This is a genomic window from Pradoshia sp. D12, assembly GCF_008935075.1.
Lineage (GTDB): Bacteria > Bacillota > Bacilli > Bacillales > Pradoshiaceae > Pradoshia.
The window spans coordinates 2,641,218-2,653,524 of sequence record NZ_CP044545.1; the positions used below are offsets into that span (position 1 = coordinate 2,641,218).

11 protein-coding genes are annotated in these 12,307 nt (G+C 36.5%); 3 read left to right on the plus strand and 8 right to left on the minus strand.

Features of this window, described 5'->3' with window-relative positions; translation table 11 throughout:
- Positions 1-218 precede the first annotated feature (218 nt).
- Positions 219-1,079 carry a transporter substrate-binding domain-containing protein gene (locus F7984_RS12675; protein ID WP_066104615.1) on the plus strand — a complete coding sequence of 287 codons (861 nt, stop codon included), beginning with the start codon at positions 219-221 and terminating at the stop codon, positions 1,077-1,079.
- 20 nt (positions 1,080-1,099) lie between these two features.
- The gene (locus F7984_RS12680) at positions 1,100-1,783 is read left to right on the plus strand and encodes an amino acid ABC transporter permease (RefSeq protein ID WP_066104616.1); all 684 of its coding nucleotides are present in this window, start codon (positions 1,100-1,102) and stop codon (positions 1,781-1,783) included.
- A gap of 158 nt (positions 1,784-1,941) precedes the next feature.
- Here F7984_RS12680 and F7984_RS12685 read toward each other — a convergent pair whose 3' ends face one another.
- From F7984_RS12685 to F7984_RS12710, 6 genes are all read right to left on the minus strand, one after another.
- On the minus strand, positions 1,942-2,292 hold the full coding sequence (locus F7984_RS12685; protein WP_066104619.1) for a VOC family protein: 351 nt from the start codon (positions 2,290-2,292) through the stop codon (positions 1,942-1,944).
- A 171-nt stretch (positions 2,293-2,463) separates the two neighbouring features.
- Positions 2,464-2,931: an inner membrane protein YiaA gene (gene yiaA, locus F7984_RS12690; RefSeq protein ID WP_066104623.1), complete on the minus strand. Its 468-nt coding sequence runs from the start codon at positions 2,929-2,931 to the stop codon at positions 2,464-2,466.
- Between the two features lie 313 nt (positions 2,932-3,244).
- Complete coding sequence (locus F7984_RS12695; RefSeq protein ID WP_140462065.1) at positions 3,245-3,748, minus strand: DUF2798 domain-containing protein; 504 nt, start codon at positions 3,746-3,748, stop codon at positions 3,245-3,247.
- Positions 3,749-3,988: 240 nt separating this feature from the next.
- Positions 3,989-4,618: a YkyA family protein gene (locus tag F7984_RS12700; protein ID WP_140462064.1), complete on the minus strand. Its 630-nt coding sequence runs from the start codon at positions 4,616-4,618 to the stop codon at positions 3,989-3,991.
- Between the two features lie 14 nt (positions 4,619-4,632).
- A complete protein-coding gene (locus F7984_RS12705) occupies positions 4,633-5,415 on the minus strand; it encodes a polysaccharide deacetylase family protein (RefSeq protein ID WP_066104633.1) in 783 nt (260 codons plus the stop codon).
- Positions 5,416-5,557: 142 nt separating this feature from the next.
- Entirely contained in the window at positions 5,558-6,532 is a 975-nt protein-coding gene (locus F7984_RS12710; protein WP_066104637.1) for a proline dehydrogenase family protein, read from the minus strand.
- 532 nt (positions 6,533-7,064) lie between these two features.
- Here F7984_RS12710 and F7984_RS12715 point away from each other — a divergent pair.
- Complete coding sequence (locus tag F7984_RS12715) at positions 7,065-8,219, plus strand: endo-1,4-beta-xylanase (protein WP_066104649.1); 1,155 nt, start codon at positions 7,065-7,067, stop codon at positions 8,217-8,219.
- A 169-nt stretch (positions 8,220-8,388) separates the two neighbouring features.
- Here the strand turns inward: F7984_RS12715 and F7984_RS12720 are convergent, their stop codons facing one another.
- Together F7984_RS12720 and F7984_RS12725 are read right to left on the minus strand one after the other, a co-directional pair.
- A complete protein-coding gene (locus F7984_RS12720; RefSeq protein WP_140462063.1) occupies positions 8,389-10,431 on the minus strand; it encodes an ABC transporter ATP-binding protein in 2,043 nt (680 codons plus the stop codon).
- Positions 10,431-12,182, minus strand: a complete 1,752-nt coding sequence (locus F7984_RS12725; protein WP_066104653.1) for an ABC transporter ATP-binding protein — start codon at positions 12,180-12,182, stop codon at positions 10,431-10,433. Before F7984_RS12725 ends, F7984_RS12720 begins: the two co-directional genes overlap by 1 nt.
- Positions 12,183-12,307: the final 125 nt, after the last annotated feature.

Here is a 12,307-nt window from a genome sequence, read left to right on the forward strand (position 1 = left end):
TATTTCTTTTTTATTGCTTTGTATACCAGACTAAACTTATTAAATTTAGTAAACTAGCATCACTCCTGCTATCCCCTTCATCTGTGCCCTCCCATTCATTAGTAATTTTGTTCCCTTTTGCATTTCTTCTACGCTCTATTTCGCGCGATACCCTTTCAAGTTTATTCCCAAATGACATATACATTTTTTTCAAATATAATGGTAGGCGAGGTGAAAATATGATAACCACAAATAGCTTTAAAAGACTTGTATCAATTCTAGCAATTGCAATGCTAGCTTTGGTTACTGCTGCATGCAGTAATAACAAAGGGGAAGAAAGCAAAAAAGAGGAAAAAACCGGCTGGGAAGCCATTAAAGAATCCGGCAAATTAAAAGTTGCAACTTCCGGAACCTTATATCCCGCTTCCTATCATGATTCTGAAACAAATGAATTAACCGGATACGATGTGGAAGTAACACGTGAAGTAGCTAAACGATTAAACCTAGAAGCTGAATTTACTGAAATGGCCTTTGATGGAATGCTAGCCTCCATCAACAATGGACAAACTGACATCGCTGTCAATGATATTACAGCTACTGAGGAAAGAAGAGAAAAATTTTCTTTTTCTGAACCCTATAAATATTCCTTCGGCGCTGCCATCGTTAGAAAATCAGATTTATCCGGCATTAAAGATCTTGATAGTTTAAAAGGGAAAAAAGCAGCTGGAGAAGCAACAACTACATATATGGAAGTGGCACGTGAACATGGAGCTGAAGAAGTCATCTATGACAATGCAACAAATGATCAATATTTGCGAGATGTTTCTACTGGCAGAACTGACATTATTCTAAATGATTATTATACTCAGCGTTTAGCTGTAGCTGCATTTCCAGAATTCGATATTACCGTACATCCTAATATAAAATACAACCCAAGCAATCAAGCCATATTGATGAAAAAGGATAACAGTGACTTGTTGAACGAAATAAACAAGGTATTGGAAGAAATGAAAACGGATGGAACAATGGCGGAGCTCTCTAAAAAATTCTATGACAGCGCAGACGTTACAAAAGAAGTTCAGTTGGACTCAGTTAAATAAGTGATTGAAAGGGAATTTATATGGCAGATATCCAATGGCAATATATATTTAACCCAGAATTAGCAATCGATTCATTGCCATATGTTCTTGAAGGCTTATCGAATACCCTCTTGATTTCATTTATCAGTATGGCTTTGGGATTGATCATTGGTTTCTTTTTGGCTCTTGGACGGAGTTCAAAAAGTAAATGGCTGCGCTGGCCAGCCAGCATGTACATCTCTTTTATGCGCGGTGTACCCATTCTTGTGATTATTTTTATTCTTTATTTTGGCTTTCCGATTATCGGAATTGAATTTACTGCCATGCAAGCGGCTATTATTGGATTCAGTTTTAACAGTGCAGCTTATATTGCTGAAATCAACCGTTCTGCTCTTGGTTCTGTCGATAAAGGACAATGGGAATCCTCACAATCATTGGGTTTATCCTATTGGCAAACCATGGGAGGGATTATCCTTCCGCAGGCTGTCCGAATTGCGCTACCACCTCTCTCTAATGTGTTGCTGGATTTAATCAAAGCTTCTTCATTGGCAGCGATGATAACGGTCCCTGAAATATTTCAGCATGCCAAAATCGTCGGAGGACGGGAATTTGATTATATGACGATGTACATACTTGTAGCGATGATCTATTGGTGCATATGTGCGGCTGTTTCTCTTCTGCAGCGCTATTTAGAAAAAAGAGCTGAGGTGTATTTGCAGAAATAGAATGGCTGCTAAAGCCACTCCTCACTCAATTTCTATTGTTCGGAGACATTTATATGAAATTCCGTAGGGCACAGTTTATTGGATAAAAAGGATAGAGAATCTATCCTTTTTTCATATTGATAGAAAATAAGCAGGGAACAAACCCTGCTATCAAGTCGTTATTCGTTAAATTGACAGAAGTTAAGAATATGACCATCCGGATCTTTAAAATCGAAGGTTCGTATATCCGGGTAATCAGCTATTTCGTCGGCATCTACTTCATTTTCTATAAAGAACTTATGTACTTCATCTATGTTAGTTGTAAAGAAATTAAATGGGTAGTGTTTTGCAGGTTTTGCGTCTGTTGATTGAACAAGGGTTAACGAGGTTTCTCCTATTGTGAAGGCAGCATACCCATTTCGATTCCATCTCATATTTAATCTTAATTTTTCTGAATACCATTTAATCGAGTAGTCTAAATCGCTTACCTCTAAAAATACGGTATCAATTCTCTTTACCAGTCCTTCCATTCTTCTACTCCTTCTAATTATTTTCCATAATTAAATTCCATCAAAGAAAGTGTATTTCCTATAGAAATTGAAATAACCCCCGAAAGTTAGAATTGATATCCGACTTTTGGGGGCCACTTCTGATAGCCCTTGAAACAAAAAGGAGTATCTGCTTTTAATTTCATAAATGACTCAATCTTTTTCTTTAGCCTTCTGTGTATCCCTAATATTTTTTTGAACAGTTATGGCAGCGAATACACTTAATACAAAGGACATACCATAAAATCCTTTCTCACTTAAATCAATACTTCCCGCATTATAAAGACCGATGCCCATCAAGGCGATTGCAACAATAAGAGCAAACCAGCTAATTCCATAATAGATGGCTGTCACAGGTATATCCTCATCTCGATCTCTAACCGCCTTTTGTAATGATACTGCTGAATAAAGTCCAAATACTAATACTGCGAAATAATACCCTTTTTCGTTTAATTCCATTGAAGCATTAAATAATCCTATTAGATAAGCAGCAACCCCTACCAATAAAGCCGCCCAGGTAGCACCTTTAAAAGCAGTCGTTGGTTCCCCAGGATGTCTTTCGACCTTCTTTTTTGGAACACTTTGTTCGTTATCTAATAAATATTCATTCTCATTCGACACTGAGTCTTTTCACCTCTCCTCTATATAAATAGTAATTATGTAAAGCGGAATTCCGCCTCTATATCTATTGTATAGAATATTATTACAAATTAGTACATATTATCCTTTTTTCGTTATTCAATTGTCTTCACAAGGGCCTATTATAGCATGCGACTAATCAAGATTGTGGTGAATATCCAAGCCTTTTAACACCCAACATAAGTACCGACACAAAAAATATAATGAGCAAAATAAAAAGTTCAACCAGTCTTGTTCTGGTTGAACTTTATTATTTTGCAGATTGATCTCACAATCTCTGAGAATCTCACAGATCTTATACGTTAACTGTCTCTGCTCTATTCTCTTTTCTCTTATGGATTTTCTTCATTACAAATCTGGCAATTGGCTGTGCTACTATTAATTCAATCCAAAATGCCACACCGAAATTCCTAAACCAGCTCAAAAAGAAATTTTGAAAAGGTTCTAAGCTGATTTGTTTTGAGCCAACCCAGGTACCGATAATGGTTAAAAGGACGGATAGAACGGTTACATTGAAAAATGTATTCATTAAAACTCTTGCATTGAATCCATCTGTTTTACCTATGAATTTAGGCATTATTTTACCAACCACAGGTCCAGCAACAAATCTCACCAATAAAACAACAATGATCCACATAATTGGAATAATCTTTAAGGTTTCGATATAATTTTCTTTACTGAAACCACGTTCCAATCCCATAATAATTGGTGCAATCGTATTTACTGAGATGATTGAAATGATGAGCATAAATAATATGCCTTCTCTTGCGTTTTGTGGCAACCTATCTTCTCTATGCATATATACCCTCCGAAAAATGAAAAATTCAGATGGCAGACGTATCATCAAGACATATATTTTTGGCATATCAACTATACCAATATCTCTACACACTGATTTAAACATATTACCATGTTAGGAGAAAAATTTTCAATCACCAATTTTCTACTTATTAAAAGACTATTTGCTCTTTAATAGATTCCAATTTTACAAGTGAACCATTTCAAGAGTTTAACTGCAAATCAATGGAAGATGTCTGAATTAGATTTGTAGCTTATTGTAGGATACTATATAGCCGTTTAAATCCTTGATTGTACCAGATAATTCACCGGATGATTGATTTGCTTCATCTATAATAGCGGTTATTTCTTTTAAATCCTTTTCCGCTTTTAACGCTGAGTATATCTTTTGCTCCAAGTTAAGTACTTCTTCATATTGATCAAGGGCTTGATTATATGTTTGTAACAGGTTAATCAGTGAGTCATGGAGGCTCAACAATGTTTCCTTATGTACTTTTTTCTGATCTATTTTACTCAGTAATTCTTCTGATTCTTTCATTTGTATTAATTGGTTTTCTACCAATGATTTGTCCTCGTCAACCATTAGTTTACACTGATTGATTGTCTCTTCAGCCTTACTTATTTGGTTTTCAGCCTTTTTTAGGTTATCTGCTCCATCTTTTACTGTCCTTTCGTATAGGGATTGCAGCTTATTATTTTCGGTATTAAAAAGCTCCCCATAATTCATATTAGACTTAAAATCCCATGCCACTTGATTATGAACCTTTAAATATTTTTCATCATACTTTTGTATAACTGGTAGAATTAAAACAGCCATTAACATACTGGTTACAATTAAAGCTAGATATATACCTATTTTCTTTCTAATCATACGATTCCTCGTCCTTATAATCTCTTATCTTTATGGAAGTTTGCCGGAAAATGTTTTGATTCTTCGTATCTTTCAAATTCATAGCCCGCTTCCTTTATACTTTTAATTATTCCTGGCAATGCCTCAATGGTACCTTTCTTTTCATGAATTAAGATAATTTCCTCAGATCCATTTAATTGCTTCAGAATTTCTCCTTCAATTTTTGAAGGATTCTCTTGCAGCTTCCAATCTTTTGAATCGATTGTCCAATCCCACATTTTCAATCCTGCGTGTGCAGCTTGATCTCGCAATTTCGTATTTAACCCTGGAGATGATCCATATGGACATCTGAATAAAATCGGCAAAATATTTACCTGTTCTTTGATTAATTGCTGTGTTTCCATCACTTCTTCTACAATTTTTCCCTTTTTGTACAATCTATTATAATCATGGCTCATTGAGTGCATTCCGATATAATCTCCACGGTTGACATATTCCTTGGCCATATCCGGGTATTTCTTCATATTATTTCCGATCAGAAAATGAGTAGCCGGTATTTCAAATTGATCGAGTATAGCAATTAACTCCTTTGTATAAAGACTTGGACCATCATCAATTGTTAAATAAACTACTTTTCTTTCTTTACCATTTAATTTTTCAGGCACTTTTTTTACGGTCCTTTCATATGTAACCATGTTCAGTTCTGGATGCCCTGATTGATCATTGGTTTTGTCAGCCAAACTGGAAGTCGGCTTGATCCAGCTCATTACTGTTATGGATACTATAATAGTAACCAAGATAATTGCAAAATTACGCATTCTTTAATCTTCCTTTATAAATCTCTATTTAACTCCTATTATATTACAATTCTTTTTCTATTGTAATATTTTAGTAATATTTCAGAAAAATAGATTAACTAAAAAGCCACTATCCTCTTGTAGGGTAGTGGCTCTTGCATATCTATTTTTTTCTCTTAGATAATCTGCCAAGTAAAAAGGCACCGGCTGCTATCGCAAGAGCCGTGTTTGTTTTTTTGGTGAATACTTGTTTCGTTACAAGGCTTATGTTTTGAGGTCTTTCAGCCAAACGTCTCATAAAGTATCCATACCAATCCGTCCCAAAAGGAACATACGTACAAAACTGGTAGCCCTCTTTAGCCAATTCCATTTGCATATCGAAGCGGAAACCATAGAGCATTTGGAATTCAAATTTTTCATTAGGAATTTGATGATCTTTTACAAATTGCTTCACATGGTTTATGACTTTATGATCGTGTGTTGCAATGGAGGTGAACTTACCATTTAACAGATGATATTCTATCAAATTGATATAATTTTTATCAATTTCTGCTTTTGTTTGATAGGCTAATTCAGCAGGTTCCTTATAGGCACCTTTTACAATACGAAGGCGGTAATTTTTATATTTTTGTATATCATTTTCGGCTCGATGAAAATATGCTTGTATAACTGTACCAATATTATCGTATTTTTCCGATATCTGATCTACTAAATCAAAAGAAGGCTGTAATCTGGAATGGTTCTCCATATCAATATTTATAAAAATATCATACTTTGCAGCTGCTTCAAAAATTTCCAACAGATTGTCTCTGCAGAAATCCAAATCTATATCCAACCCTAATTGAGAGGGTTTTAATGATATATGAGCATCGACTTTATTTTCATAAATGGCCTCAATAACCTGAAGGATTTGATTCTTCGCCTTTACAGCTTCATCTTTATCACTCACAAATTCTCCAAGATTATCCACGGTACAAGAAATTCCATACTTATTTAACTCTTTTATACTCTCAATTGTTTCGTCTATATTTGTACCGGCAACTACAGTTTGGGCACCCATTTTTAACCCATATTTTTGAGCTGTGCGGTTTAAAAGCTGATTTTCTGAAAGAGCAATGAAGAAATCTTTAACAATCATTAAGAACACCCCTTATGTTAGTTAAATAACATGAAATCAATAAATACAGAATAAATACTTGTAATCTTACACTATGGGTAGGCTAAAACTTATATGTTCATATAACCTCATTTGAAGCGCTTACTTATTTCAATATATTCATAATATAGTAAATTCCGAAAGATTTCTATAAGGAATATCTTTTTTTACTTCCGTAATAATATGCCGGCTCCCCAATAGAGCAACAGCCTTATATAATAGGCAATTAATCGATTTAATGACCTTTCCTATATTTTTGATTGAGACATATGCAACTATAGTGATTGTTCTTTTAACAAGTACAGGTATTGGCTTCAATCTATATACCGCACTCCATTTCTTTTATGTACTTAGCCCTATATTAACTTGTCAGCTAGTTTTCTCTCCGTGATTTATGGCCTATTTTTCTCGTAACTTAGTTTGTTTCCTAGACTTACTAAGTAGATACCTTCTATAATAATGTTCAAATACCTATGTAAACGCTTTCTATTTTAAATGAAAAGGAGATTAGGACATGTCACAAAAATTAGTACGTAAGTTTCTAAGTTTCGGATTAGCTATTGCCCTTGTAACTCCTGTCGTTTCCACCGATATTGCGAGTGCTAAGCCATTAAGTGCTTTAAAAGCTTCCCCTTTATATGAAAGATACGAAGATTCTTTTACAATTGGGGCTGCTGTCGAACCTGATCAATTACAGGGCAAGAGTGGTCATGTATTAAAGCGTCACTATAACAGTATTGTCGCAGAGAACGTAATGAAGCCAATATCTATCCAACCCGAAGAGGGGAAATTCAATTTTAAAGAAGCAGATAAAATTGTGAAATTCGCCAAGAAAAATGATATGGATGTTCGTTTTCATACCCTTGTATGGCATAGTCAGGTACCTGATTGGTTCTTTATTGATAAGAACGGGAATAAAATGACCGAAGAAACCAATCCAAAACAGCGGGAGAAAAATAAAAAGCTATTATTACAGCGCTTAGAAAATCACATAAAAACGATTGTCAAAAGATATAAAAATGATGTCGACTCATGGGATGTTGTAAACGAAGTGATTGACGAATATGCATCAAATGAGCAGAAGCTGCGTGAGTCTCCTTGGTATCAAATAACTGGTACTGATTATATTAAGGTAGCATTTAAAACAGCTAAAAAATATGCAAAAAAGGATGCAAAACTGTACATTAATGACTACAACACAGAGGTGGAACCCAAAAAAACCCATTTATATAACTTAGTTGTTGAATTGCTTGAACAAAAAGTCCCTATTGACGGTGTGGGTCATCAAGCTCATATTCAATTAGGCTGGCCATCCATTGCTGAAACGGAGGAATCTATTAATCGTTTTGCCAGTCTTGGTTTAGATAATCAAGTAACCGAGTTAGATGTGAGCTTATACGGCTGGCCACCAAGACCTGCTTATCCTTCATATGAGGATATTCCAGAAGAAGAGTTCCAGCGTCAAGCTGCCAGGTATAATGAGTTATTTGAAATGTATGAGAGATTAGGAGATAAGATCAGTAACGTAACATTCTGGGGAATTGCAGATAATCATACATGGCTAGACGACCGTGCCGAGGAATATAATAATGGCGTTGGAAAAGATGCACCGTTTGTCTTTGATCCGAATTATAATCTTAAGCCTGCTTATTGGGCAATAATGGACTAGAATAGATGCCGAGATTAATTTAGTATAAGAATCCTTAGATATCTTCTTATACTATAGTAAAAGAGGAAGCTTATCGCTTCCTCTTTATCTTTTAGTTTCAGTATATACATCCTTTTAATTAACTTGTTGTTATTGTTTTATCTTTAAATGGATTTTTTTACTCAAAGGATTAACCTGCAAGTTTTCCAATCTGAAGCTCATACATTTGATAATATTTGCCTTTTAATTCCATGAGTTCATCATGGTTTCCTCTCTCCACAATTTTTCCTTTATCGAGAACAAGGATTTGGTCAGCGCTTTTAATAGTAGAAAGACGGTGTGCAATAATAAAAGTGGTTCGACCTTTCTTTAGCACTTCCATTGCTTCCTGAATTAAGCTTTCTGTTTCTGTATCAATACTGGATGTTGCTTCATCAAGAATCAGGATGGCCGGATTAAAAGCCAAAGCACGGGCAAAGGATATTAATTGGCGCTGCCCTGATGAAAGAGTACTCCCTTTTTCAACTACCGGTTCATCAAACCCATGTTCAAGATGGGCCAATACGCGGTCAGCTCCCACATCACGTAACGCTTTTTCAGCTACTTCTCTCGAAATTTTTGGATCATCAAGTGTGATATTCGAAAGGATGGTTCCAGTAAACAAATATGGATCCTGTAGAACAATTCCCATATGCTCACGCAAGGTTTGATGTGGGATATCTTTCAATTCTATCCCATCAATGCGGATAGCCCCCTCCTGATAGTCATAAAATCTGAATAACAGATTCATAATGGAGCTTTTCCCAGAGCCTGTATGCCCCACTAGGGCTATTGTTTCGCCCTGACTAGCCTCAAACTGAATATCCCTTAATACTTTTTCTCCTTCTTTATAGCTAAAAGATACATGATCAAATTCAACATGCCCTTTAAAACGTGACTTACGTTGATCCTCAACATCAATACCTTCCTCTTCCAGAAGTGCAAATACACGTTCACCGGCTACCATCGCCTGTTCAAAATTTGCAAACTGATTGACAATTCCTGATATTGGGTGGAACAGACGATTTAAATAATTCACCATCGCGTATAAAACGCCAAGACTGACGACTGATTCCCCAGATGCTGCCATACCTCCGAAATACCAAATAAATAGTGTTAATGTAATAACACGCAAAGCACCTACAAGATTTCCATTTAACAAGGAATTTAATTTTTGCATTTTACTTTGGTATACATAATGCTCTGTGTTCAGTTTTTCAAATTCCTCTGTTGTTTCTTTCTCCCGCTTGAATGCCTGAATGATATTCATCCCATTTATGGATTCGTTAATCATGGCATTAATATCACTTATACGCGCCCGAATGACCCTATTATACTTTGTAGCAAATTTACGAAATAATAATGTCCATCCAACGAGCAGCGGCAGAATAATCAATGTCACCATTCCAAGCTTTACATTAAGTAAAAATAGAGCAATGATAATTCCGATAATATTAACCGTACTCGAGAAAAAGTTAGCTAAAACCCTTACATAAAGCTCCCGAATTGCTTCGGTATCATTTGTAATCCGTGCTACTACCTTTCCTGCCGGTAAATTATCAAAGTAGCGAATCGGCAGTCTTTGAATTTGAGCAAAAACGTCCTTTCGCATTGTTTGAATAATTCGATTCGCTGCTTTTTGTAAATAATAGCTCTGCCCATATTGAAAGAAGAATGCCACAACCATAATTCCGAAATACAGAGCAAGCAATTGCATTATACGGCTGATCTCCGGCTGATAAAACGCCATGATTTGTGCTCCTGACAATTTCTGAGCCTCATAGGTTGCTCTTTTTTCTCCACTAGTAATCACTAGCTGCCCATCTTTATAGGATCTCTTCCCATCAAACTCTATCGGTTGGTTTAGGAATAAAAATGTCGTCCCAACCTGTTGGATGGCAACCTCACTTCCGGTCCATTCCCCATCCTCTACATAAGCCTCACGTTTATAAGTGCTCCCCTGATAGTGAACCGCATCCTTTGTATCCTTCGTTTCTACCCATGGAGATTCAATCCCCATAATATGGTTATCTATCATGTTTTTCCCGATATAGGGTCCGATTAAGTCGGCCCCTACCGAGATGGATAACATCATTAGTGCTAGGATAATGGTTCCTTTACACTTCACTGCATATTGATATAAACGTTTTCCAGTCTTCCAACCGGATTCCGTTTGTTCCAAATGTTCGTTCATTAGGCGCTCACCTCCTTGTTCGCTTCAATTTGCTGGCGATCAAATTGTTCTTTATACCAGCCCTTCTTATTGAGCAACATTTCATGTGTGCCTTCCTCAATCACCACTCCATCATCCAGTACAATAATCCAGTCTGCATGCTGTACTGCTGATAATCTGTGAGTAGTGATTATCGTCGTTTTGTCGCTTCGTTCATTCCGAATATTTTCGATAATCGTTGTTTCTGTCTTGGCGTCCACTGCAGAGAGGGAGTCATCGAGGATCAGAATCTCCGGATCTTTAATTAACGCCCTGGCTATTGAAATCCTTTGCTTTTGTCCGCCAGATAAAGCAATACCTTTTTCCCCAACCAGCGTCTCCAGTCTGTTCGGCAGTCTCTCTATATCTTTTTCAAAATCAGCGAGGCGAACTGCTTTCCAAAACTCTTCATCAGTTGCTTCCATTTTTCCAAATAAAATATTCTCCCGAACTGTTTTAGAAAATAAAACATGATCCTGCGGTACATATCCAATCCATTCCCGGACATCCTCAAGATTTTGTTTTTCAATCGGTACATCGGATAGGGAAAGAATTCCGTTCCCAGCAGGATATTCACGGAGCAATTGTTTCACAAATGTGGTTTTTCCGCTTCCTGTTTTTCCGACGATTCCGATGGTATCCCCGCTATCGATTTTGACATTGATATCGGCTAGATTATCCACCTTTGAAGAAGGATAACGGAATACTACTTGATCAAATATAACGTTCTCTAATTCCGGGACATCCACTGGATTCGGATCGTTTTTTACATCCTCCTGAGAAGATAATGTTTCGTTCATGCGATCGAGAGAGGCATTTCCTCTTTGCATGACATTAATTAATTCCCCAATGGCGATCATCGGCCAAATCAGCATCGATAGATATACGTTAAAGGTCACAAGTTGCCCAATTGAAATGGCTTGAGCGAATACTAGATTGGCTCCATATCCAAGACTGATTAAATAACTGATACCAATAACGAATGTGATAACCGGATCAAACATGGCATCTACTTTCGTTACTTTCATGTTTTTCTCATATACATCTTCTGTCATCTCTTCAAAGCGTTTTTCATCCGCTCGTTCCTGTACATAAGCACGAATGACACGGACACCCGCGACTGATTCAAGGACCTTGTCATTTAGTTCACCAAAAGCATCCTGTGCTACTGTGAAGTGCTCATGAATTCGCTCTCCGCCCTTTTTGACTGCCCATGCCATAATCGGCAAAGGTAAGATGGCGGCAAGCGTAAGTTCCCAACTAATTGTAATGGCCATTGTTGCTAAAATCGCAATCATATATAAGGTAGAATCCATTAACGTTAAAATACCGAATCCTGCTGTAACGGATATAGATTTAAGATCATTGGTTGCTCTTGCCATTAAATCGCCTGTACGATTCTTTTCATAGAAGGTTGGTGTCATTTTTAATAAATGACCTATAAATCCTGAGCGCAGCTTCCGCTCTAAAACATACGCTCCACTAAATAACTGGTAATTCCATATATAGGTTAGTATATAGAGGGTGACCATTAACCCGATCATCCACCAAACATAGGTCATGAGTGTCTCCTGATTCATTTCACCTATACTCATGTCATCTATGGCCATCCCAACAATCATCGGTGGCAAAACCTCCAGCACATTTACGATATTCAATAACGCGATTGCGACTGTATACCGAATCCAGTGCTCTTTAAAAAACCAACCTAATTTCTTTAAAACCGAAAACATTCCATCTCCTCCTTTGTCTTAACCGAAGAACATTTTAATTGCTACGTACTGTTTGCCTGTATGTCCCTTGAGATTTTTACATTGACCACATTTGATTCCATTTTTCTTCCTCCTTTTTTGAATAC